Source organism: Streptomonospora sp. PA3 (genome assembly GCF_009728995.1).
In the GTDB taxonomy this organism is placed as follows: Bacteria; Actinomycetota; Actinomycetes; order Streptosporangiales; family Streptosporangiaceae; genus Streptomonospora.
This window is the reverse complement of record NZ_VTZW01000004.1, coordinates 165775-189194: the sequence shown is the minus strand read 5'-3', so window position 1 is coordinate 189194 and position 23420 is coordinate 165775. Positions and strand designations below refer to the sequence as shown.

23 protein-coding genes and 1 tRNA gene are annotated in these 23420 nt (G+C 70.5%); 14 read left to right on the top strand and 10 right to left on the bottom strand.

The window, feature by feature from the left end; all coding sequences use genetic code 11:
* Nucleotides 1-41: 41 nt before the first annotated feature.
* From pcaB to FZ103_RS03605, 5 genes are all read left to right on the top strand, one after another.
* Complete coding sequence (gene pcaB / locus FZ103_RS03625) at nt 42-1427, top strand: 3-carboxy-cis,cis-muconate cycloisomerase (protein ID WP_343233362.1); 1386 nt, start codon at nt 42-44, stop codon at nt 1425-1427.
* Nucleotides 1428-1482: 55 nt separating this feature from the next.
* Entirely contained in the window at nt 1483-2280 is a 798-nt protein-coding gene (pcaD, locus tag FZ103_RS25295; RefSeq protein ID WP_343233361.1) for a 3-oxoadipate enol-lactonase, read from the top strand.
* Nucleotides 2281-2304: 24 nt separating this feature from the next.
* Nucleotides 2305-2706, top strand: coding sequence for a 4-carboxymuconolactone decarboxylase (gene pcaC / locus FZ103_RS25290; protein ID WP_155998816.1), 402 nt, complete (start codon nt 2305-2307; stop codon nt 2704-2706).
* 185 nt (nt 2707-2891) lie between these two features.
* Nucleotides 2892-4067 carry a 4-hydroxybenzoate 3-monooxygenase gene (locus FZ103_RS03610; RefSeq protein ID WP_155998814.1) on the top strand — a complete coding sequence of 392 codons (1176 nt, stop codon included), beginning with the start codon at nt 2892-2894 and terminating at the stop codon, nt 4065-4067.
* 170 nt (nt 4068-4237) lie between these two features.
* A complete protein-coding gene (locus tag FZ103_RS03605; RefSeq protein WP_155998812.1) occupies nt 4238-5122 on the top strand; it encodes an SAM-dependent methyltransferase in 885 nt (294 codons plus the stop codon).
* A gap of 250 nt (nt 5123-5372) precedes the next feature.
* Here FZ103_RS03605 and FZ103_RS03600 read toward each other — a convergent pair whose 3' ends face one another.
* From FZ103_RS03600 to FZ103_RS03590, 3 genes are all read right to left on the bottom strand, one after another.
* Nucleotides 5373-5852 carry an NUDIX domain-containing protein gene (locus FZ103_RS03600; protein ID WP_155998810.1) on the bottom strand — a complete coding sequence of 160 codons (480 nt, stop codon included), beginning with the start codon at nt 5850-5852 and terminating at the stop codon, nt 5373-5375.
* A gap of 52 nt (nt 5853-5904) precedes the next feature.
* Nucleotides 5905-6267: a hypothetical protein gene (locus FZ103_RS03595; protein WP_255429734.1), complete on the bottom strand. Its 363-nt coding sequence runs from the start codon at nt 6265-6267 to the stop codon at nt 5905-5907.
* Between the two features lie 452 nt (nt 6268-6719).
* Nucleotides 6720-6792, bottom strand: a tRNA-Asn gene (locus FZ103_RS03590).
* A gap of 144 nt (nt 6793-6936) precedes the next feature.
* Between FZ103_RS03590 and FZ103_RS03585 the strand changes: the two genes are divergently transcribed.
* The 8 genes from FZ103_RS03585 to FZ103_RS03550 all read left to right on the top strand — a co-directional run bounded on the left by FZ103_RS03585 (nt 6937) and on the right by FZ103_RS03550 (nt 14395).
* Nucleotides 6937-7248, top strand: coding sequence for a hypothetical protein (locus FZ103_RS03585; protein WP_155998808.1), 312 nt, complete (start codon nt 6937-6939; stop codon nt 7246-7248).
* A 5-nt stretch (nt 7249-7253) separates the two neighbouring features.
* Nucleotides 7254-7745, top strand: a complete 492-nt coding sequence (locus FZ103_RS03580) for a hypothetical protein (RefSeq protein WP_155998806.1) — start codon at nt 7254-7256, stop codon at nt 7743-7745.
* Between the two features lie 1039 nt (nt 7746-8784).
* Entirely contained in the window at nt 8785-9009 is a 225-nt protein-coding gene (locus FZ103_RS03575) for a hypothetical protein (RefSeq protein ID WP_155998804.1), read from the top strand.
* A gap of 190 nt (nt 9010-9199) precedes the next feature.
* The gene (locus tag FZ103_RS03570; RefSeq protein WP_155998802.1) at nt 9200-9763 is read left to right on the top strand and encodes a MauE/DoxX family redox-associated membrane protein; all 564 of its coding nucleotides are present in this window, start codon (nt 9200-9202) and stop codon (nt 9761-9763) included.
* Between the two features lie 25 nt (nt 9764-9788).
* The gene (locus FZ103_RS03565; RefSeq protein ID WP_155998800.1) at nt 9789-10331 is read left to right on the top strand and encodes a redoxin family protein; all 543 of its coding nucleotides are present in this window, start codon (nt 9789-9791) and stop codon (nt 10329-10331) included.
* On the top strand, nt 10331-12262 hold the full coding sequence (locus tag FZ103_RS03560; RefSeq protein WP_155998799.1) for an ABC transporter ATP-binding protein: 1932 nt from the start codon (nt 10331-10333) through the stop codon (nt 12260-12262). The genes FZ103_RS03565 and FZ103_RS03560 overlap by 1 nt, the downstream gene beginning before the upstream one ends.
* A gap of 14 nt (nt 12263-12276) precedes the next feature.
* Nucleotides 12277-12816, top strand: a complete 540-nt coding sequence (locus FZ103_RS03555) for a S26 family signal peptidase (RefSeq protein ID WP_155998798.1) — start codon at nt 12277-12279, stop codon at nt 12814-12816.
* A 13-nt stretch (nt 12817-12829) separates the two neighbouring features.
* Nucleotides 12830-14395, top strand: a complete 1566-nt coding sequence (locus tag FZ103_RS03550) for a PucR family transcriptional regulator (protein ID WP_155998797.1) — start codon at nt 12830-12832, stop codon at nt 14393-14395.
* 119 nt (nt 14396-14514) lie between these two features.
* Here FZ103_RS03550 and FZ103_RS03545 read toward each other — a convergent pair whose 3' ends face one another.
* On the bottom strand, nt 14515-17538 hold the full coding sequence (locus FZ103_RS03545; RefSeq protein ID WP_155998796.1) for an FAD-binding and (Fe-S)-binding domain-containing protein: 3024 nt from the start codon (nt 17536-17538) through the stop codon (nt 14515-14517).
* Nucleotides 17539-17632: 94 nt separating this feature from the next.
* Between FZ103_RS03545 and FZ103_RS03540 the strand changes: the two genes are divergently transcribed.
* On the top strand, nt 17633-18145 hold the full coding sequence (locus FZ103_RS03540; protein WP_155998795.1) for a pyridoxamine 5'-phosphate oxidase family protein: 513 nt from the start codon (nt 17633-17635) through the stop codon (nt 18143-18145).
* Between the two features lie 492 nt (nt 18146-18637).
* On the opposite strand, the gene FZ103_RS03535 is transcribed toward FZ103_RS03540, so the two are convergent.
* From FZ103_RS03535 to FZ103_RS03510, 6 genes are all read right to left on the bottom strand, one after another.
* The gene (locus FZ103_RS03535; RefSeq protein ID WP_155998794.1) at nt 18638-18799 is read right to left on the bottom strand and encodes a hypothetical protein; all 162 of its coding nucleotides are present in this window, start codon (nt 18797-18799) and stop codon (nt 18638-18640) included.
* 373 nt (nt 18800-19172) lie between these two features.
* Nucleotides 19173-19373: a hypothetical protein gene (locus tag FZ103_RS03530; RefSeq protein WP_155998793.1), complete on the bottom strand. Its 201-nt coding sequence runs from the start codon at nt 19371-19373 to the stop codon at nt 19173-19175.
* A gap of 2 nt (nt 19374-19375) precedes the next feature.
* Entirely contained in the window at nt 19376-19783 is a 408-nt protein-coding gene (locus FZ103_RS03525) for a hypothetical protein (protein WP_155998792.1), read from the bottom strand.
* Nucleotides 19783-20100 carry a hypothetical protein gene (locus FZ103_RS03520; RefSeq protein ID WP_155998791.1) on the bottom strand — a complete coding sequence of 106 codons (318 nt, stop codon included), beginning with the start codon at nt 20098-20100 and terminating at the stop codon, nt 19783-19785. The genes FZ103_RS03525 and FZ103_RS03520 overlap by 1 nt, the downstream gene beginning before the upstream one ends.
* A 238-nt stretch (nt 20101-20338) precedes the next feature.
* Complete coding sequence (locus FZ103_RS03515; RefSeq protein ID WP_155998790.1) at nt 20339-20608, bottom strand: hypothetical protein; 270 nt, start codon at nt 20606-20608, stop codon at nt 20339-20341.
* A gap of 442 nt (nt 20609-21050) precedes the next feature.
* Nucleotides 21051-23090, bottom strand: coding sequence for a bifunctional DNA primase/polymerase (locus tag FZ103_RS03510; RefSeq protein WP_186355759.1), 2040 nt, complete (start codon nt 23088-23090; stop codon nt 21051-21053).
* Between the last annotated feature and the right edge of the window lie 330 nt (nt 23091-23420).

The following is a 23420-nucleotide window of genomic DNA, read 5'->3' as shown; positions in this document are numbered from 1 at the left end:
GCGGAGAGTGCCTACGCGCAGATGAGAAAGGGCGGGGAGGCGTGATCGACGACACCGGCGCCGCCGGCGGCCTCTACGGCGGGATCTTCGGCCGGGGCGGGATCGGCGCGCAGACCGGCGACCGGGCGTGGCTGCGGGCGCTGCTGGACGCGGAGGCGGCGCTCGCGCGCGCCCACGCCCGGATCGGGCTGGTCGCGCCCGAGCACGCGGCGGCGATCACCGCGGCCTGCGTCCCGGAGAACTTCGACGCCGACGCGCTGGGAGCGGCCGCGTCCGGGTCCGGCAACCCGGTCGTGCCGCTCGTGGCGGAGCTGACCCGCCGGGTCGGCGGCGACGCGGCCCGCCACATCCACTACGGCGCCACCAGCCAGGACATCATGGACACCGCGGCGATGCTCGTCAGCCGCCGGGCGGGCGCGGTCATCGCCGAGCACGCCGACGCGGCGGCCGATTCCCTGGCCGCGCTCGCCGCCGAGCACCGCGAGACGGTGATGGCCGGGCGCACCCTGCTGCAGCAGGCGCTGCCGACCACCTTCGGCCTGGTGGCGGCGGGCTGGCTGGAAGGGCTGGACACCGCCGCCGGCCGACTGGCCGAGGTGCTTGCGGAGCGGGCCGCCGCACAGCTGGGCGGGGCGGCGGGAACGCTCGCGTCGCTGGGCGCCGACGGCCGCGCCGCCGCCGCGGCCTTCGCCGAGGAGGTGGGCCTGGCCGAGCCGGAAGTGCCCTGGCACACCGAGCGCGGCCGCGTCGCCGACATCGCCGCCGCCCTGGGCCGGGTCTGCGGCGCCGCGGGCAAGGCCGCGGGGGACATCGTCCTGCTGGCCCAGACCGAGGTGGGCGAAGTCGAGGAGGCCGGCGGATCGGGTGTGGGCGGCTCCTCCACGCTGCCGCACAAGCGCAACCCGATCGCCGCGGTCTCGGCACTCGCGTGCGCGGAGCAGGCGCCCGGACTGGTCTCGACGCTGTACGCCGCACAGGTGCAGCAGCACCAGCGGGCGGCCGGCCCCTGGCACGCCGAGTGGCCGGCGCTGACGCGGCTGCTGGAGGCGACGGGATCGGCCGCGGCCTGGCTGCACGCCTCCCTGGAGCGGCTGGAGGTGCGGCCCGGTGCCATGCGCGCCAACCTGGCGGCCTCCGGCGGCTTTCCCATGGCCGAGCGGGTCACCACCGACCTCGCCGGCGAACTGGGCCGGTCCCAGGCCCACGAGCAGGTGCGCGATGCCTGCGCGGAGGCGGCCCGAAGCGGCCGCGACCTGGGGACCGTCCTCGCCGAGCACTTCGGGGACCGCCGCAGCCGGACCGAGATCGACGCGCTGCTCGATCCGGCGGGCTACCTGGGATCGGCGCCCGACCTGGTGGACCGGGCGCTGAGCGCCCGTGCGCGCCGGTCCCGGCCCGACCGGCACGCGGCCGGGAGGCCGGCCTGATGCCGGCGCCCGGACGGCCGCGCCGCGATGACGTCGCAGAAGGGATGGAGAACAGGTGAGCGTCGACGTGCACCACGTCAGCCGCGGGCCGACCGATGCGCCGCTGCTCGTGCTCTCGGGGTCGCTGGGCAGCACACTTCAGATGTGGGAACCGCAGGCCGCGGCGCTCGCCGACCGCTTCCGCGTCGTCTGCTACGACACCCGCGGCCACGGCCGCTCGCCCGTTCCGCCCGGCCCCTACAGCCTGGCCGACCTGGGCGGCGACGTGCTGCGGCTGCTGGACCGCCTCGGCGCCGAGCGCGCCCACTTCGCCGGGATCTCCCTGGGCGGGATGACCGGGATGTGGCTGGCCGCCCACGCTCCCGAGCGCATCGACCGCCTCGCTGTGCTGTGCACCGCGCCGCGGATGGAGCCCGAGGCGTGGCGGCAGCGCGCGGCGACCGTGCGCGAGCAGGGCGTCGCGTCCATCGCCGCCTCGGTCGTGCAGCGCTGGTTCACCTCCGGCTATGCCGAGCGCGAGCCCGAGGTCGCCGAGCGGATGCGCGGCATGGTCGCCGGCACCCCCGACGAGGGCTACGCCGGCTGCTGCTCCGCCATCGAGAACATGGACCTGCGCGCCGACCTCGGGCGCATCGCCGCCCCGACCCTGGTCGTGGCCGGCGCGCAGGATCCCGCCACCCCGCCCGAGCAGGCCGAGGCCATCGCCGCCGCCGTGCCGCACTCGCGGCTGCACGTGCTGGAGGGCGGCGCGCACCTGGCCAGCTGGGAGCGGGCCGATCAGGTCAACGGCCTGCTGGACGCGCACTTCGGCGCCGAGGGCCCCTTCGGCGCCGCCGGCACCGGCCGGGAGTAGAGACCCGCAACCGAAGGAAGAGACATGAGCACGCAGGACACCCGCGCCGACGGCGCCTCGCGCCGCGCCGAGGGCATGCGGGTTCGCCGCGAGGTGCTGGGCGACGCCCACGTCGACCGCGCCGAGGACGCCAAGACCGCGTTCACCGAACCGTTCCAGGACCTGATCACCCGCTACGCCTGGGGCGAGATCTGGACCCGCGAAGGGCTGGACCGCCGCACGCGCAGCTGCATGGTGCTCACCGCCCTGACGGCCAAGGGCCACTGGGACGAGCTGGGCATGCACGTCCGCGCCGCCGTGCGCAACGGGCTCACCCGCGACGAGATCGCCGAGGTGTTCCTGCAGGCGGCGATCTACTGCGGCGTGCCCGCCGCCAACAAGGCCTTCGGCATCGCCCAGCGGGTGCTGGACGAGGTCGAGGAGTAGAGGGACCGCGGCGCGCCCTCCCGCCCGCGCCGCGGTCGCGGCCGCAGCTGCCCGGGCGCTCCGCGCCCCGAAGCGGCACCCCGCCGACTCGACATTCCCCGCACGTTTCTCCTGAAGGGAGGAAAGCGGCGCAGTACTCCCGGCCCTTCGGAACCGCCGAAGGACCACGCGCCGCGGACCCGATCATGCGCACCACCGTAGGAATCATCGGAGCAGGCCCCGCCGGGCTGTTTCTGTCGCACCTGCTGCACCAGAACGGCATCGAGTCGGTCGTGCTGGAGCGCCGCGACCGCGCCTACTGCGAGCGGCGCCAGCGCGCCGGCGTGGTGGAGCACGGGGTCGCCGAGGCGCTGCGGGACACGGGCCTGGGCGAGCGCATGGACCGCGAGGGCTTCCGGCACGACGGCATCGAACTGCGCTTCGACGGGCGCGGCCACCGCATCGACTTCCCCGATCTGACCGGGCGCCACGTGATGATCTGGGCGCAGACCGAGATCGTCAAGGACCTGATCGCCCGGCGCCTGGCCGACGGAGGGCGGATCGTGTTCGAAGCGGAGGCCACGGGGATCGAGGGGATCGAGTCCGACCGGCCGCGCATCCGCTTCGCCTCCGGCGGCGCCGAGGACGTGCTGGAGTGCGACTACGTGGTGGCCTGCGACGGATTCCACGGCATCGGGCGCACCAGCCTGCCCGAGGAGGTCGTCCGCACCTACGACAAGGTCTACCCCTTCGCGTGGCTGGGCATCCTCGCCGACGTGCCGCCCTCCTGCGACGAGCTGATCTACGCCCGCCACGAGCGCGGGTTCGCGCTGCACAGCATGCGCTCGGAGACGGTCAGCCGCCTCTACCTGCAGGTGCCCGCCGACACCGACCCCGCCGACTGGTCCGACGACCGCATCTGGTCGGAACTGGCCGCCCGCTTCGAGCTGCGGGAGAGCGACTGGAAGCTGGGCACCGGGCCCATCACCGACAAGAGCCTGACCCCGATGCGCAGCTTCGTGACCGAGCCGATGCGCCACGGGCGCCTGTTCCTTGCCGGGGACGCCGCCCACATCGTGCCGCCGACCGGCGCCAAGGGGCTCAACCTGGCGATGCGCGACGTGATGCTGCTGGCCGAGGGCCTGCGGTCGTGGTACGGGACCGGGGACGGCGCCGGGCTGGACGCCTACTCCGACACGGCGCTGCGCCGGGTGTGGCGCGCGGAGCACTTCTCCTACTGGATGACGTCGCTGCTGCACATCGATCCCGCGGCCACGCCGTTCGACAAGCGGCTGCAGCAGTCCTACCTGGAGCACATCGCGGCCTGCCGGCCGGCCGCGGCGCAGCTGGCCGAGAACTACACCGGGCTGCCCGCGGTGTGAGCGGAGGGGACGGCTCCGGTCGCGGCCCCGGTATGCACGGTGACGATCTCGGGCGCAAGGGGAATTCGGTCCCCGTCGGTCACCGAACGCCGTGAAACGGTGACCGACGCAGCCGCGGGGGCATAGACTCCGAAAACCATCGGCCGACTTCCCCCCTGAAGAGGATGACGATGCCTCGATTCGAGTCACCGAAGTTCATGAAGCGCGCCGGCCAGGCCTACGACCCCGTCCCTCCCGACATCGACACCGACAAGGCGAGTATCGCCCGCGTCTACTCGTATTACCTGGGCGGCAAGGACCATTTCCAAGCGGATCGGGAAATGGCCGACTACGCCGAATCGGTCGTCCCCGGCGTAACCGACCTGGCCTTGGGCAACCGGGCGTTCGTCCAGCGTGCCACCCGCTACCTCGCCGCCGAGCGGGGCATCGACCAGTTCCTCGACATCGGGTCTGGGCTGCCCACCGACGGTAACGTGCACGAGATCGCACACGAGTCCATCCCCACGGCGCATGTGGTCTACGTCGACAACGACCCGATCGTGCTCGCGCACGGGCGGGCCCTGCTGGACGACAGCGACACCACCGTCGTGCTCCAGAACGACCTCACCCGACCGCAGGAGGTGCTGGACGCGGCTCAGCGGACGGGGCTGATCGATCTCGACCGGCCCCTCGCGCTGATCCTCGGCGGCATCCTGCACCATCTCGCCGACGACCAGGACCCCGGCGGCATCGCCCGGCTGCTGCGCGACGCCCTGGCACCGGGGAGCTGCCTGGTGGTCAGCCACTTCTGCGAGCCCGACGCCGCGGAATCGCCGAAGGACGCCGAGCGGGCTCGCCGCCTGCAGGCGGCCTTCCTGGAACGGCTCAAGACCGGCAGGTGGCGCACGCCCGCGGAGATCCGCGACTACTTCGGCGACTGGGACCTCGTCGAGCCCGGCGTGGTCCCCCTGAACAAGTGGCGCCCGCTGCCCCCCGACGCCAAGTCCAACGGTTCCTACACCATGCCGCCGCGCAACGAGAGCCTGATCCTCGGCGGCATCGCCGTCAAGCCCTGACCCCGCCGTCCGCCGCAGCCCTCCCCCGGCCCGGGCCCCCGCCGGGCCGGCCCCGCATTGGCCCCGCCGACCGATCAGCGCCGCAGCCCCTTCCCGCGCGGTCCGCGGTGCGGCGAGGGGCGGAAGCGGAGCCGCTCACCGTGCGCCGAGCGCGGCTTTGCCGCCACCTCGACGAGCATCCGGCGCAACACGAGCGCCTGCGCGGCCTGGGCCCCACCCCGGCGGAGCCCAGGCGGCGGCGCGGCCGGCCTCAGTCCTCCCCGCCCGCGGCCAGCGCACTCCGCAGCAGCTCCAGGAAGCGGACCTGGCCTTTGACCAGCTTCTCCCGCGCGGTCTCCAGGTCGAACCAGGCGGCCCGGTCGATCTCGGGGAACTCCGCCCTGCGGCCCGACCGCGGCGGCCACTCCATCTCGAAGGTGTTGCCGTCGATCCGCGAGGCGTCGAAGTCGCCTTCGAGCGCGAAGCACGTGACCTTCTTGCCGCCGGACTGGCGCACCTCACCCAGCGCGAACGGCACCCCCTCCGGCGCCGGCCGCCCCGTCTCCTCGGCGAACTCCCGCAGCGCCGCGGCGAGCGGATCCTCCTCGGCCGTGTACTCCCCCTTGGGCACCGACCAGGCCCGCTCGTCCTTCTTCGCCCAGAAGGGCCCGCCCATGTGCCCGAGAAGCACCTCGATCCCTGCCGCACCCCCGCGCCGGTAGAGCAGCAACCCGGCACTCGCCCTCGCCATACGCGCCCCCTGTCGCCTCGGCAGTCAGTCCCCTTACCGCAGCCGAAACCGCCTAGTCGAGCAGCTTCGCATCCCGGGCCCAGGACTCGAAGCCTCCGCGGGGGAACGGCAGGCGCATCCCCGTGTCGCGGAGCGAGTCGGCGAGAACGGATGCGCTGGCCACTGTGTAGTCCGAACGGCGGCATGCGTCGGCCAGCAGACCCATGGTGCCGCGAACAGTCAGTCCGTGGAACTCGGCGACCCTGCGAGCGTCGCGGTCGTCCATGATCACCGTTCCGCCGCGGCAGTCGGCATAGGCGCACAGCGTCGTCGCGCCGATGTTGTGGTCGTCGGTGAGACCCATGCGAGTGCCCCATCTGCCGAACGCGGCGAGGGTTTCCAGGGAGTCGCAGTCGACGACCGCCCTGGTGGTCACCGAGGAGAATCCGCAGACAAGGCTCCCGAGCACGTCCAGGCGGTCGGCTCTCGCGGAGTGCAGCAGCGGGGAGGCGTCGAACAGGAGACGATGGGAAGCGGTGAGTCTACCGCTTCCTCGGTGAGTTCGCGGGCGGACACCTGGCCCCGCATCATCTCCACCGCACGCGTCGGCGTGATCGCTCCCGCCCGCATCGGCCAGAGCATGCTGAGACATCCCGGCGGCAGCCCTGGCCTGCCTGACCCGCTCGCCGATCTGCGCCCAGCCCAACGTCCTCCATATGTGCGATCACCGCACACCCGGGTGGGTCTGTGAACGAGGATTTCCGCGAAAGCAGCACGAGAGCGCCATCGAGAGGTCGGCGACGACGCTCATGCGCGCCCGGACGTCTCGGGCACAGGGAGTACACGGCGCATGAGAAAAGCCAGGCCCGCTCGGACCTGGCTTGGGAGCTCCCGCGACTGGACTCGAACCAGTAACCTGCCGGTTAACAGCCGGCTGCTCTGCCGATTGAGCTACGCGGGATCGGACCCCGCCGCATGTCGGCGGGGGACCCCTGCCGCAGCGACACGAATAGACTAGCGCATACGCAGGCGTGCTCGTGACAGGTTTCCGGGCGGCCGGGGTAACGTCAGGGGCAGGGCAGCACCGTCGACGGAAGAGGGACCTATGCGCTACCGGATCACGTTCGTCGCCGGCCTGGCCGTGGGGTATGTGCTGGGGGCCAAGGCGGGCCGGGCCCGCTACGAGCAGATCGTGCGCGGGGCCCGGCGCATCGCCGAGAACCCCGCCGTGCAGGAGACCGCCGGCGTGGTGGGAGCCCAGGTCAGTGGGGCGGGCAAGGCCGTCTACGGCAAGGTCGCCGAACGCATGCCCGTCTCCTCGCTCAAGGACTTCCTCGCCCGGCCCACCGATGAGGAGGCCGCGCACCTGAGCGGTACCGGGCCCGACGGCGCCGCGCGCAGCGGCGAATCGCGCTGAGGGCCATGCGCCTGAGGCGACGCACCGCGCTGCCCGAGGACCTGCGGTCCCGGCTCTCCCTCCAGCGCGGGGAACGCGTCCTCGCTCTCACCGGCGGGGGCGCGAACGCCCTGGTCGCCACCGACCGGGCGCTGCACCTGCCCGACGGCCGCGCCGTGCCCTGGGAGCACATCGACCGGGCCCGCTGGTCGGACGAGGGCTTCACCTTCACCGAGGAGGGGCGCGGCAGGCAGGTCTTCCGCGTCGAGGAACCCGGGCGGCTGGCCGAGGTCGTCTACGAGCGCGTCACCGCCACGATCGTCGTCACCCGGCATGTCTCCATCGAGGACGGCGAGGACTCCCCCCGCGGCTTCCGGCTGGTGGCGCGGCGGCGGCCCGGCGGCTCGGAGATCTCCTGGCAGGTGCACGTCGACGAGGGCGTCGACCCGCAGGATCCCCGCGTCGCCGCCCGCGCGGCCCCCGCCCTGGCCGCGCTGCGGGAGCAGATGGGGGTCTGAGCGCCCGCTCCCCCGCTTCGCCCCCGAACCCCGGCGGCCGCGACCGAAGGCGCGCGGAGCCGGTTCCGCGCGCTTCCCCGTCCTCTTCCTCCGCCCTGCTGCGGCAGTCGAGTCCGCATTCACGCAGGGGCCCCGGCCGCCGCGGTAGCTGACGCAGCGTTTCGGCACCGGACCGGCGGACCGACGGTGCAGGAAGAAACTTCTCCCGCCCTGCGCCGATCTCTACCGTGACACGGGAATCACCGGCTGCATCGGTGTCTTCACGGCGGAGGCCACCAGCGCGAAGCGGTGCCCGTGACCCGGGACGATCGCGACTCGCACGGCACCGCCGACACGCGGGCGGCCGCCGGCACGGGGGCGATCCCACCGTACGACCATGCCTAAGGGGCGCATGTGCTTCGAACAGAGCAACGCACGACCAGTCGGAAACCCATCGGCCCCGGCATCGTCGTCGCCGCCACCGGTGTCGGCGCCGGGGACATGGTCACCGGCCTCGTCGGAGGAGTTCCGTGCCCACCTGCTCTGGCTGACCTTCCCGCCGATGCTGCTCCCGGCAGCGAGAAAACCGATGCAGCTCGTCATCGCCTACGGCGAACTCCAGTCGCACTCCACCGCAGTGGCGCGACGGCGCCGTCAGCAACGCCGGACTCGCCCGCGCGGGCGGGCTGTCCCTGCTGCTCTGCGGCAGGAGGCGCTAAGCCGCATCGGCGCCACCTGAACGGGACCCCCAGGCGCGCGCACCGGCCGGACGGGGCCCCTCACGCCGGCGGGCCGCAACACCGCTCCGACGACGGCCCGCCCCGCCGGCTCCCATTCGGACACGGAATCCGATAACACGCCAACCCCGTGCGGCCGAGCGGTTTCCGAGCAATCCTTCGCACCGCCCGGACGCCGATCCGACATGCCATTTTCTACACCCGGAAAACCGATTCCATTTATCCCGAACAACCCCGCACAACCCCTTGACCGCGGCACCGGAAATGGTAATTTCGTGCCGCACCGCCAGATACACGGAAAACCAGGAAAGGAAAATAATTCGATGGCGATCATGAGCGCTGTTTCCCGGATCGGCGACCGGATGCTGGAGAGCGTCGTCCCCCAGACCACGGCTCGGGCCGACCAGTACGAGTGCACCTGGCAGCAGTCGTGCCGACTCCCCTACTGCGGCTCCAACGTGTTCCTCACCCTGTGGAACCGGCAGGTCTGCGCCGGCCACAGCGAGCCCAGCTACAGCGACTGGGAGCGCGTCGGCTGCTACTGCTAGCCGGTAGCCGACCCCGACCCCGCCGCCGCCGGGCATGCGAAACGGCCCCCTCCGCCCGGCGGCGGCCCCTCTTCCCGGATTCGGGTCCGCACCCCCCGCACCCGAATCCGGTTTCCGAATTCGCAAACTTTGCGTGCGGGCCCCCGGAAACGCATCGGGGACCGGTACACCGAAGAGAGAACGAGGTTCCATGCTGCCCCACGCGGCCCTGGCATTGCAGATGGCGATAGCCGGAGTGTTTCTGGTTTCTGCGGCGGCCAAAGTCCGATCGGCCGCGAACGAGGAGACGTGGTCGATCCTGTTGGGACTGCTGCCGTGGAAGGGGATTCCGATCCGGGCCGCGTCGCGGTCCCACGCCGCGGCCGAGCTGGCGCTGGGGCTGGCACTGCTGGCCGGCGTCGTCGGCCTCACCGGTCCCGTCGTGCGCGGCGCGGCGCTGTCGGCGGCCCTCCTGCTGTTTCTCGCGTTCACCGGCCTGGCCGCCTACTCCGCGCAGTCGCAGACGGCGATCCCCTGCTCGTGCTTCGGACGTTCCGGCTCCCCGCTGGGTTGGCCGCACGTATGGCGCAACCTCGCACTCACCGGCATGGCGCTGGCCGGCCTGGTCTGCACGGTCGCGATCGGGCCGGGGGCCCACGTCCGACCGGGCGGAGCCGTGATCGCCGCCGCGGCCGCACTGGTCGTCACGCTGGTGACCGCGTTCTACGACGACATCGTCGACCTGTTCGGCACGGACCGGCTGCGGCGCGTCTAGCCGCCAGAAGAGAGTGGAAGGCACCATGGAGATCCTCGTCGGATTCGTCGTACTGATCGGCGCCGTCGCGCTGCTCAACCTGCTGCTGACGATGGCGGTCGTGCGCAGGCTGCGCCAGTTGGCCGAGCAGCCCGCCGCGCGGGGCTCGGCAGGGCCCGAACTGGAGGAGGTACCGGCCGGCAGCCCTGTTCCGTCGTTCCGCAGCCGCACGCTTCCCGGCGAGCCGGTGACCTCGGAGAGCCTCCTCGGCCGTGAGACGGTCTTCGCGTTCTTCGACACCGGGTGCTCGGTGTGCAAGTCGGCGATCCCCAAACTGCTCGCCCACGCCGCGGAGAAGCGGCTCACCCCCGGTCAGGTCGTCGTGGTCGTCGGCGACCAGGGCGGTGAGTCGGGCGAGTACACGGGTCGATTGGACGGCGCCGCCACGGTGATCCTGGAACCGCGGCTGGGCCCGGTCGCCCAGGCGTTCGGCATTCAGGGGGTTCCGGCGTTCGTGCGGGCCGATGCCCGCGGCACCGTCGTCACCTCCGGAAACACCGTCGACGCGCTCGCGCCGGCACGCGTCTGATGGCCGCGGCGGAATCGGGGGCGGGTGAGCGCGCCGGTCTGCGCGAGAGCGTACTGCGGACCGGCCACGCGCTCTCGCTGGCGTGGCGCGCCGGTCCCGTCTCGGCGTCGCTCTATCTGCTCACCACGATAGTTCTGGGACTGATTCCGGCCGGGCTCGCCCTGGTGACCAAGTGGCTCATCGACGCCCTTCAGTTCGCGTCCGCGGCGGCGCCCGCGCCCCCGCAGCCGACGCCTGCCGGTGCCGATCTTCCTCCGTTGCTTCTGGTCCTGATCATCGGCTTCCTGGGGCTGGTGCAAGCGGTCGGGTCCTATCTGTCGACCTATCTCAACTCCCGTATCAAGCGCGGCGTGACACTCGTGGTCCAGCACCGGCTCTACTCGGCGGTGAACCGGCTCGACGGCGTGCGGCGGTTCGAGGATCCCGCCTTCCGGGACCGGCTGCGGCTGGCCCAGCAGGCCGCGGGCACCGCACCCGACGCGGTCGTCCAGGCGCTGTTCGGGGCTTTGCAGCGGCTCTTGACGATCACCGGCTTCCTGGGCGTGCTGGTCGCGATCAGCCCGGTGATCACCGCGATCACCGTCGCCGCCGCGGCTCCGGCCCTGTTCGTGCAACTGTCGATCAGCCGCCGGCAGGCGTCGATGATGTGGAGCGTGAGTCCGCGCACCCGGCGCCGGTTGTTCTACCAGACGCTGATGCTCGACCTGGCCGCCATCAAGGAGACGCGGCTCTTCGGCACGGGCGGCTTCCTCCTCGGGCGGATGCGCGACGAGACCGTGACCGTCAACCGGGCCGAGGAGCGGCTCGACCGCAGGGTGCTGCTCACTCAGGGGCCGCTGTCGGTGCTGGGATCTGTCGTCGCCGCGGGCGGATTGATCTGGATGATCGCCGCGACCGTGCGGGGCGAATTCACGATCGGCGACGTCTCGGCCTTCATCGCGGCCGTGGCCGGCGTACAGGGGGCGATGGCCATGATCGTCACCGACATCACCCGCGGATACCACTCCCTGCTGATGCTGGGCCACTACATGCAGGTGATCCGCGTACGCAGCGACCTTCCCGTCCCGGCGGAACCGCGCCCCCTTCCCCCGCTGCGCGGTGAGATCCGTGTCCAGGACGTGTGGTTCCGCTACACCGACGACGGGCCGTGGGTGATCCGCGGACTGTCGATGACCATCCCCGCAGCCGGAACGCTCGCGATCGTCGGCCTCAACGGGGCGGGCAAGAGCACCCTGGTCAAACTGCTATGCCGGATGTACGACCCCACCTTCGGCAGCATCCGCTGGGACGGCGCGGACATCAGGGACGTCCGAGTGGACGAACTGCGCGCCCGGATCAGTGCGGTCTTCCAGGACTACATGTGCTATGACCTGTCCGTCCGCGAGAACATCGGCATCAGCTCCCTGGACCACATCGACGACACCGACCGGATCCGCGCCGCGGCGAGGGACGCGGGGGCCGCCGACTTCGCCGCCGCCCTGCCCCGCGGCTACGAGACCATGCTCTCCCGCGTCTTCTTCCAGGACGAAGGCGACGACTCCGACGGTGTGACGCTCTCCGGCGGGCAGTGGCAGCGCCTGGCGACCGCGCGGGCGCTGCTGCGCCGGGGCAGGGATCTGCTGTTCCTGGACGAGCCGACCTCCGGACTGGACGCGGCGGCCGAGCAGGACCTCCACGACCGCCTGCGGGAACTGCGCGCGGGGACGACGACGGTCCTGATCTCGCACCGGCTCGGCACGCTGCGCCACGCAGATCGCATCGTCGTGCTGCAGGACGGCCGGATCACCGAGGAAGGCGGGCACGACGAACTCATGGCGGCTCAGGGAGAGTACGCGCGCCTGTTCTCCCTCCAGGCCGCCGACTACCTGAACGGCGGCCACCCGGACGGCGAAGCGCCCGACCGCGGTTCGGCCACGGCGCTTTCACAGTAGAGACGGGGACGGGCATGCTGGACGTGCTGCTTGCCGGGATCGGCGCCGCAGTGCCGGCGGTGGCGGCCTCGGCCTGGTGGACCGCGCGCCACTACGCGGCGGTCACCGTCGAAGGAGAGAGTATGAGCCCGGCTCTGCACACGGGCGACCGGGTACTGATCCGACGCGGCGCCCGCAGAGCGGGCAGGGGCGCCGTCGTGGTGGTGGTCCGCCCGCGGATAGAGAGCGGGTGGCGCAACGACGCGCCCGCGAGCGGGGGCCTCGCCGGAGGCGACTGGTCCATCAAGCGCGTGGCGGCGGCGGCCGGCGATCCTTACCCGGAGTCGATGCGGCGCGCGGGGACGGTCCCCGAGGGCCACATCGCCGTCCTCGGCGACAATCCGGTCAGCGTCGACTCCAAGCAGCACGGGCCCTGCCCCGAGGAGCGGGTGCTGGGAGTCGTGATCAGGCGGCTCGGCTCCCGGCGCCCGGTGCCACCGGCCGCCCGCACGGGCCCGGACTCGCTGCGGGGCGCCGGCGAGCACGGCGACGGCCCTCGACCGCGGCCGCGTTGAGAGCGGGGTGCAGATGAGACTCGAGACAGCGCATGGGACCGGCTCCCCGGGTCCCCGCGGGCGCGAGCCGGCCGAGGCCGCGGACCTGCGGGACATGCAGCGTGCCGCCGGCGGGGCGGACGGCGTGCGCCGGCTCCTGCGCTGGCTGGGTCGCCGGTTCGACGCCGAGGCCGCGCTCGTGGACGCCGACGGGCTGGTGCGGCGCGCCTTCCCGGCGGAGGCGTCGGGGCTGCCGTGGTCGTCGTTCGCGCCCGTCGCCGGCGACGCGAGCACACTGCGGCGGCCGGGGCAGGGTGTGCGCGCCGTGCTGGAGCGGCGGACGCGCTCGGCGGTACTCGAAAGCCGCCCGCACGAGATCCACGTCGTCGCCGTCAACGACGACCGGCCCGGCCCTGCGCTCCTGGTGACCGTGCGCGGTCGGCTGCCGGCCGGCGCGAGCACACTGCTGATCGACGCGGCCGGACTCCTGGGCCTGTGCTGGCAGGCCGAAGAGGCGGAGCGGCGGCAGCGCGCCCTGGCGACGGCCGACAGCCGCGCCAGGGAGGCGGTCGTCCAGTTGCTCATCGTGGGCGCCGCGGACGGGGCTTCGCGCGTCGCGGAGGTGCTGACCCCGTCCCTTCCGGAGCGGGTGCGCGTCATGATCGTGGACTCGCCGCCCGAGCGCCGCAAGGAGGTCTTTCAACGCTGCCTCACGGAGTCCGGCGGGACGGCGTGGGTGTACCGCTGCCGGGTGTACAAGCGGCACACCATCGTGATCGCGCCCGGCGGCGACGGCCCGGCCGCGCCGTCGTCGCTGTCCGGTGTGCTGCGCAGCCTCGTCCGCGAGACCGCCGACATCAGGATCGGGGAGAGTCCCGGGGTTGCGCTGGGCGACGTGGGGATCGCCTACGAGCGGGCGTTCCACGCGGTGGCGACCCAGCCGGGAGCCGAGCGCCACTCGGTGTTCGACCCGCGCGAAGAGCTGTCCCTGGTCCTCGGCGAGCGCGCGCACCCGTGGGCGCGAGCGCTGCTGGGTCCGCTCCTCGACTACATTCCCGAACGCCGCCAGGACCCCGGCAGCGGGGACCTGCTGGTGACGCTGCGAGCCTGGCTCGACTTCCGCAGCCGCGCCGGCCGCCAGCTCAATCTGCACCGCAACACGGTCAACGCCCGCCTGCGCCGCATCGAGGCACTCCTGGGAGTCCACCTGGGCGACCTGGGGACGGCGACACGGCTCCACGTCGCCCTGCGTGTCCTCGCCGAGCACCGGACCCGTCCCTTCGACGCCGGCGCAGCGGCGCCCCCCGACCTGGCGGCGCTACTCGACACCGCCCCGGTGCGCCGATGGGCGGATGATCTGCTCGCCCCGGTCCGCAGCGAAGCGACCGCGCACCTGGAACCCACCCTGCGTACCTGGCTGGCCTGCGACGGCAACCTGGACACGGCCGCGGCCGCGCTGGGCGTGTCCGTCACCGGCGTACGCAAGAGGCTGCTGAAACTCGAGAAGGCGTTCGGCCGATCCCTGCTGAACGGCCCTTCAGCCCGCTACGACCTGGTGATCGCGATGCACGTCGCCGCCAGAGCCCGCGAGCGCGCCTGAACCGGACGCCCTCTCGCCAGGCCGTCGGCAACGGATCGCTCGTGTCCCGCGAGGGTCCGGAGCGGGCGCGGTCCGCCGGGACAGCGCCGACGCTGCGCCCGGTCCTGTGACGGGCTCCCCTACGGCTCGGCAGACTCGTCGGGCGCCTCGGACCGCTTGCGGGCCAGCCCCCGGGCCAGGACCTCGGCCAGGTGAAGGGCGGGGCGGCCCGCCTCCTGGTCGATCTGGGTGCGGCAGCTGAAGCCGTCGGCCAGGACCAGCGTCTCGGGGTCGGCCTCGCGCACCGCCGGGAGCAGCACCCGCTCGCCCACCGCCTTGGACACCTCGTAGTGCTCGGCCTCGAAGCCGAAGTTGCCGGCCAGCCCGCAGCACCCCGATTCCAGCACGTCGCCGTCGATGCCCGCCCGCTCCATCAGCTTGCGGTCGGCGTCGAAGCCGATGACCGCGTGCTGGTGGCAGTGCACCTGGCCGATCGCCCGCGCGTCGACGCGCGGGGGCTCCCAGTCGGGGGCGTACTCGTTGAGGAACTCGGCAAGGGTGTACACCGACGCGGCCACCCGCTCGCTCGCCCGGCCCGGCAGCAGCTCTACCAGGTCCGAGCGCAGCGCCGCCGTGCAGCTGGGCTCCAGCCCGACGACGGGCACCCCGGCCTCCACGTGCGGGGCCAGCGCGCGCAGCGCGCGGCGCATCACCTGGCGCGCGACCCCGAGCTGGCCCGTCGAGACCCACGTCAGGCCGCAGCAGACCTGCCCCTCGGGCAGCACCACGCGGAATCCGGCGTCCTCCAGCACCCGCACCGCCGCGGCGGGCACCTGCGGGGTCAGGTAGTTGCCGAAGGTGTCGGGCCACAGCACGACCGTGCCCCGGTCCTGAGCGGGCGGCGCTGCGCCCCCGCCGGAGCGCGCCGCCGCCCGGCCCCGCCGCCCGAGTACGCCACCGAGCAGCCGCTTGCCGCGGGACTCCGCGCGGCCGGCCGTCGCGCGCGCGGCGCGGCGGCGGAACCAGCGGGTGAAGGTGGTGCGCGCGAACTCGGGGATGCTGCGCTGCGGGGCGATGCCGCCCGCGCGCTTGAGGGCCTCGCCCAGCACGCGCGCACCGCCGGCGCGGTTGACCTCCGCGGGCGCCACCGCCGCCAGTCGCGCCCACACCGGCAGCCATCCCATCGAGTAGTGCGACGCCGGCCGCACGCGCCCCCGGTAGTGGTGGTGCAGGAACTCGGCCTTGTAGGCGGCCATGTCGACGTTCACCGGGCAGTCGCTGCGGCAGCCCTTGCACGACAGGCACAGGTCCAGGCTCTCGCGCACCTCCTGGGAGGCCCAGCCGTCGGTGATCACCTCGCCGTTGACCATCTCGAACAGCATCCGCGCCCGCCCGCGGGTGGAGTCCTTCTCCTCGCGGGTCACCATGTAGCTGGGGCACATCACGCCCGGCCCCTCGTGGCGCCGGCACTTGCCCACGCCGACGCAGCGGCGCATGGCGCGGGCGAAGTCCCCCTTGTCCTCGGGGTAGTCGAGCACGGTCAGCGGCCCGCTGGTCACCGCCGCCTGGCGCAGGTCGGCGTCCATCGGCAGCGGGTCGACGATGATGCCGGGGTTCATCCGGTTGCGCGGGTCCCAGATGGACTTGAACTCGCCGAACGCGCGGATCAGGCCGTCGCCGTACATGCGCGGCAGCAGCTCCGACCGGGCCTGTCCGTCGCCGTGCTCGCCGGAGACCGACCCGCCGTGCTCGGCGACCAGGTCGGCCGCGTCCTCCATGAACGAGCGGAACCGGGCCCGCCCCGCGGCGTCGCTCAGCCCGAAGTCGACGCGCACGTGCAGGCAGCCCTCGCCGAAGTGCCCGTAGACGACGCCGCGGTAGCCGTAGTCGTCCATCAGCCGGTCGTAGGAGCGCAGGTAGGAGCCCAGGCGCTCGGGCGGGACGGCGGCGTCCTCCCAGCCGGGCCAGGCCTCCGTGCCGTCGGGGGCGCGGGTGGCCAGGCCCGAGCCCTCCTCGCGGATGCGCCACAGCGCCCGGGCGTGCGCGGGGTCGGAGACCACCGCCGAGTCCAGCGGGCGGGCCGCGCCCGTGAGCCCGCGCAGCATCGCCCTGCCGCGCTCGGCGGCCTCGGCGGTGTCGGCTCCGCCGACCTCCACCATCAGCCAGGCCGCGCCCGAAGGCAGCTCGGTGCGCCCGCCGCCCGGCCGCCGCACGCGCGCGACGAGCTGCTCGTTGAGCCCTTCGACGGTGAGCGGGCCGTGCTTGAGCAGCTCGGGCACCGCGTCGGCCGCCGCGGGGGCGTCCGGGTAGCCCAGCACGACCAGGATGCGCGAGGGCGGGGACTCCACGAGCCGCACGGTGGCCCCGAGCACGGTCACGCAGGTGCCCTCGGTCCCGGTGAGCGCGCGGGCCACGTGGCCGCCGTTCTCCGGCAGCAGCCGGTCCAGCGAGTAGCCGGAGACCCGCCGCGAGAGCTGGGGCATGCCCGTGCGCAGGTCGCCCATGTGGGTGTTGACCAGGTCGCGCAGCGCCGCGTAGACCTGCCCCTCGCGCGTGGGCAGGGCGGCCAGCCGGTCCAGTTCGTCGCGGCCGGTGGCGCCGACGGTCATGCGCGTTCCGTCGTGCAGCAGCACGTCCAGCGACTCGACGTTGTCGGCGGTGGTGCCCCAGGCGACCGAGTGCGAACCGCAGGAGTTGTTGCCGATCATGCCGCCGATGGTGCACCGGCTGTGCGTGGAGGGATCGGGGCCGAAGGTGAGCCCGTGCGGCGCGGCGGCGGCGCGCAGGTCGTCGAGGATGACGCCGGGCTGGACCCGCGCGGTGCGCCGCCGGGGGTCGACCTCCTCGATCGCGGTGAGATACCGGGAGGTGTCGATGACCAGCCCCTGCCCGATCGAGTTCCCGGCGATGCTCGTCCCCCCGCCGCGCGGTGTCAGCGGCACCCCGTAGGCGTCGCACGCGGCGACGGCGGCGACGACGTCGTCGACCGTGCGCGGCAGTACCACGCCCAGGGGGACGTGCCGGTAGTTGGAGGCGTCGGCGGTGTAGAGGGCCCTGGCGCCGGAGTCGAAGGCCACCGTCCCGGAGACGTCGCGGCGCAGGGCGCGCCGGAAGCCCTCGAGGTCGATGTCGGCAGGGGCCGCTGGGGAGGTCGTTTCGGGCATGCTCCCAGCGTGGCGCGGCTCGGCGGGAGAGACAAGCTGAAAGGGGCCGTGATTCCTGACGAAAGGTGGCAGGTTCTGCAGCGACAATGGCGGCATGAACGCGACACCGGCGAAGACGCCGCCCACAGGCGCAGCGGCGGCCCTACCCTGGCGGGAGTTCGCCGCCGCCGAACCCGGATTCGCGGCCGAGGTGCGCACCGCTTTCGGCGCCGCCAAGCACCACGTCCTGGCGACACTGCGCGCGGACGGTTCGCCGCGGGTCAGCGGCACCGAGGTGGACATGCGCGGGGACGAACTGCTGCTGGGTTCCATGCTGCGCGCACGCAAGGCGCTCGACCTGCGCCGCGACGGCCGCTTCGCGCTGCACGCCAACCCCGGCGACGGGTCGATGGACCCCGGCGACGCCAAGGTCGCCGGAATCGCGGTGGAGGTCACCGACCCTGAGGCGGCGCGTGCTCTGGTCGATCCCGGTGCCGATCCGGGCGGCTTCCACCTGTTCCGCCTCCTGCTCACCAAGGCGGCGCTGACGTCCGTGGCCGGCGACCGGTTGCGCATCCGCCACTGGCACCCCGGCCGCGGCCTCGTCGACGAGTACCGCGACAGCTGAACGCGGCTACGTCCTGATTGAGAAGCCGGTCACCACAGGAGGTTGCGGCAATGGGGCTGTGAGGCGCGAATCCCACCCGTCACCCGCCACCGCCCCTAACGGGGCGCTTCGCGCCACGTACTTGTTCCGGGCCGGCTTGCCGCCGAGCGCACGGCGCACCTGTGCGCCGGAGGCCCGCCACCGGTGGTGCGCCTCCACCTGGGAAGAACCGCGTGCGCTCGGCGGCAAGCAAGCAGGTGACGCGCAGCGTCTCCGTTGGGGTGGTGGCGGGCTGACGGGCGGGCGGGTCGCGCTACGCGAGGCGCACCCATTGCCGCAGCCTTTGTGGTGCCCGTCCCGGATGGCTCCGGAGGGTTCCTGAAAGCGGCGCCCCGCCGTTCTTGAACAGGACCTACGCGAACCGCACCCGTTGCCGCAGCCCCGACGGCGGCCGCCCCGGGTGGTGCCCGGGGGATTCCTGGAAAGCGGCGCCCCCGCCTTCTTGAACACGGACTACGCCCGCGCCCCCATCTCCGCTCCGAGGCCGACGGCCATCGCCCGCACCAGCTCGCCGGAGGGGTCCATGTCCAGGTTCCACATCATCAGCCCGCCCAGGCCGTACTCGCGGACGTAGTGCCGACCGGGCACCGGCCTTGTGACCTGGGAAAACTCCACTCCGCGACCGGTTCTTGTCGTGTCTGTCCCGACTACTCTACCCATGAATAACCCCCGGCCCGTGGCCCGTCAGACGCTCCACTACGTCAACGGGGCCGGGGGCCGGGGGTCGGAGAGCACACCGCCGTGCTCTTGCTACACGACGGCTGGCAGTAGCGCTCTCTTTTTCCCAGTAGGAGGGGTTTGGTCTAATACCCGTCGCCGCCCTTGTGGGGATCACGAGGGGGAAGCGGTTTGCTGACATCCGGGCCGGTGGCCGGAGGATTCTTGGAACCGGGCTTGCCTTTGTTGTTTCCAGGGCCGGAGGTGTTGATTTTCTGCGGCTTGTGTCCGCCGCCGTCTCCGGACGTGGGTCTCTTTGCCATGGTTACTCCTAGACGGTCTTCAGCTCGGTAACCGCCGCCTCGACGACGGATTCATAATGACCGGCCGGGCCGACGCGGTAGTCTGCATCGTTGGGTTTCGGGGTTTCACTGTTCCCCTCGGCCGCTGCGTCGACAAGCCGCTTGAGGACGGTCTGGTCGTCGGTAAGGGCAAGGCGGAGGGCCGTGTAAAGATTCTCGGAAGCTGCCATGATTACTCCTTCGTACCGAATCGCTGCTTGAGTCGGTATTCGATCTTTTCGTCGGTATTCATCTCCGACCACGTTTTCGCCGGTTTGGGCGGCCGGTAGTCGCCGCCGAGAAGCTTGGACTGAGCCTGGGCCCAGAGTTTTTCCTCGGTGGTCATGCTTTGGGCATCCTCGTCGGAAACGGGAATGAAACGCCGGGCCTGCGCCGCGTTGTGCTCCGCAAGCCATTCCGCGTTTCGCCGCTGACGTTCCCGGCGTTCGGCCTCCAAAGCTTGTTCGGCCTGTTCCCGCTGCGCTTTTCTCTCCGCCTCTGACATCGCACCGTAGGACTTAGTAACAGGTGGTTCGGTGAATGCTCCCGCCTGCTCTCCGGCCTGCCGGAGCTGTTCCGCGATAATGTCTTTCGCGTCCATCAGAACTCCTCATCTCGAAAGTGCGGGGGCAACGGGCCCTCGGTGGAGACGACGCCCCTTTCACGCCGGTAAAGCTCGCGGTCGGCCTCTTCCTCGGTGATCCCCTCGCTTTTAGCCAGTCTTTCGACCTCGATAAGTCGCCGGAGGTGGTTGTGATTAAAGCCAGACACTTTGGCCACCGCCCATGCGCACAATGATGTTTGAAATGCTCGAAACATGCTTTTGGAGTTCTGTAAGCTCGGTTGATCGCCGAATCTCTCGGCCGCGCCGCACCAGATTTCCAACAGTGTTTCGATGAACGCCCAGTTCAGCGGCAAGTTCGCTGAAAGTCGCTCCCCGTTCGTGCCGCCGGAGCACTTCCTCGGGGTCTAAGTCGACCGGTCGATATGCCATGGTTAACCTCCATAAATACTGTCTCAACCATTGTACCATGCACAAAGAAAAAGCCCCGCCGACATTGTCGACGGGGCTGGTAGTGCTCCCTGGACGAGTCGAACGCCCCACAGTGCAGTTAGAAGCTGCCAGGCCGGTTATCCGCCGGAGGGAGCGGTGCGATTACAGCCGGAGGGTCGGGAAGTATTCCCGCAGCACTATCTCGGCGGCCTCGTAAGGGGTCAGATCACCCCTGATGAACTGTTCTCCGACGTCGTCGCCGTCTTCCCACGTGTACCGCCAGACATCGCGGCAGAACCCCGACGACTGCGGGGGGAAGTAGTTCCTCACCAGTTTCAAGCACGGCATTCCCGGTTCGTCGGGAAGAATGCTTACACATCCCTCCGGCAGTTCGGGCGGCTCGGTATCGAAGTCGCGTTCCACGTACAGCATGGTTCTCCTTTCCTCGCTCGCTAGAACGCGCGGCGTCGTGGCGGTCTTCCCGGTCGCGGGTAAAAGAATTGCTGTCATGAAAGCTTAAAGAAGTAGTAAGCGAACCTTGGCCCGGCACCCGGAAGCGGGGCGGGGGCGGCGGTGTTGGGGACGGGTGATGCTCCTTCTCAACTCAACAGTGGCCGGGACATGGAATGTGGACACGCGGGACACGGCGGGACACGCCTGGATCCCTTGCCACATAGGGATGGGACACGCGGGACAAATTTGTCCACATGGTCTCAGAGAAAGCTTATATATATACAACTACAACTACTTTTATGACTTGGGAGTCGTGTAGAGAGAAGTCAGAGAGAGCATGTGGACAAATCCGTCCCGCGTGTCCCATCCCTGCCACATAAGGGATCCAGGCGTCCCGGGGACGTGTCCCGCGTGTCCACATTCAGCTCAAACCGAGCAAGTCGCGGGCACACTCCCGGTCGCGCGAGTTGAGACGCCGGACGATCTCCCGGTCGCTCACACCACGCTCCCGGAAGTCGTCAATGCGTTTCTGCACCCGCAAGCGCTGGGCTTCCTCCTCGTGTGCCGCCCTCTTGTCCCGCAGCGCCCCAGCGGCTTTCTCACGCTCTTCTGCGGCCTTGCCGGCAATCGCGACCTGTTCGTCGCGGACGTTGGCGGAGGTGTCCACGGCGACACCGGCCAAGAGCCAATCCTCGATATCGACTTCGGTCCGGTGGTTCCACAGTGCCAGAATCGCGGCGACCTTGCACCGGGTCAGCATGTGGTGGGCATAGAACCGCTTGTACTCGCGCTCGCCCCGGTTCCGCATAACCTGGATACGCCGGAGGTCCTCCGTGATCGACTCCGGAAAGGTCACCACGGGCATGGGCATCCAACCGGCATGATCCCAACCGAGAAAGGGCTGCGGGACCTCGGGTTTCTCCGGAGGAACGTCGGGAATGCTCGGGTCGGTGGTTTTGCAGAAGAGAAAACGCTGCGTCGTCCCCGCGCCCTCGTGCGTCTCGGTAAGCAGGCGCCGCACGATGACCGGCTGCAAACCGATGACCGCACCGAAAGCATACGACCCTTTATCGAGGCTTCTGGTGGTCTCGACCGTGGCATTCTTGGCGCCGGTCTTGGCACCGCTCCACATGGAACGCAGGGTAGGGAAGATGCTGGCGCCTTTCCGGTCGCCCGTGGCGAAAAGCTGTTCGCCCTCGTCCTGGAAAAAGAACGCGTTGGACCGGACCTTCTTCTTTTTCTTGACGGTCTTGGTTTTGCTCCCCGCACCGGGGACGGTTTCCTCGACCCATTCGAAGTAAGCTTCGATCAGACCTTCGCCCGAACCGATCGGTCCCGTGAATCTGTTCGATTCGGGGATCTCGTCGAGCGCGTTGTCGTTGGAAGACTTGCCGTCGCCGCTTTCGCCGACCGGGCACACGATGAGATTCAAGGCCGCTTCGCCCTTGATTCCCGTAACCATCTTCAAGTCTTTGTGGACGGACCCCGCAATTTCGGCAAGGGACGAGTAGAACGCCACGTCGGCAGAACTGGCCTCCGCGTGCGCGTGGTCGCGCAGCGCTCTCAATTCCGGGCGCGCCTCGAAGAACTGCGGAGGCAAGTTCGTCCCCGTGGCCTTGTAATCCCAGAACATAACATCACTGGGAAGCTGGGCCGGTTTCTCACGCCCGTACGCAAGCCCGTCCTGCACGGTCTTGTCTCGGTTGTTCCGGTTGGGAATGCCGTAGTTCTCACGCCATTCGTCCAGAAGTTCCTCGGCCATGCCGTCGGGAAGCACACCCGCCTCGTCGAGACTTCCCATGATTACAGCAGCACTCAAGCAGGGGCCGTGGTAGTTGCCCTCGTAGGATTTGGCGATAGTTCTCTCTGCGAGCTGTACTTGCTCGCGGACGTAATCCGCATTCTCCGGGATCGAAGCAAGCCAGGGGTCGTATCCAGCGCGGGATTCACCCCTCGGCCTTTCAGCGGTCACTGAGGTGGCGACAATGGCATCTATAAGCCACTGGGGAGGGTTTACTCTGGGGATGTCCAGCTCGACTTCATAGACGCCGTGCTCCGTCTCTGAACCGGGGAGCAAGACATAGTTACCGTTCGCCCGGATATCGACGTTGGCAGCGATCTTACTCACGCTACCGCGCAAATCCACGCCCTCGGGCATGTTGAACTCGAAATGCTTTCCGCCGCGAGGTGTGCGAACCGTTCTCGTCTCGGGCACTCCGCCGTTGGCCGTGACCAGTTCCGTCCAACTGGCCAGGTCGTCGGCATCGACCGTGAAAAAGCCGTTTACATGTCCGGTCGGAGCACCGAGGTTCTCGCCCCTCTTCTCGACACGCGAGAGCCAGTGTTCATGGTCTGCGGTGGCGTCGTGCAGCCCATTGGGGGTCGCAGGCTTTTTGTCTCCGGCCCGGACTGCGAACACCGCCAGGTCTGTATTCCTGATATAATCGAAGCGTGTAGACATCAGTAGCCTTTCTGTGTGTCGGTTGTCATCACCCCGTTCCGGTCTCGCTCGCATGCTCGTGCTCGGGGTTCTGGCCCTCCGGTTTCTCCTTGAACCGGGGGGCTACTTCTTTTTAGCGCCGCCGCTTCCCGGCGATGCCCAGAATGTCGTCCTCGTAGAAGAGGAAAATTCCCTCCTTCGTGCGGAAATGCGGCAACTGTTTCATGTGGGCCTGGGTTCTCACCCAGTTCCGGGTGCACCCCAAAATCCGTGCAACAGTTTTAACAGTGATAATCTCTCTCCTCGGGCCCATTGCAAAACTCCTTTCTCGGGTGTCATTTGACAATATCA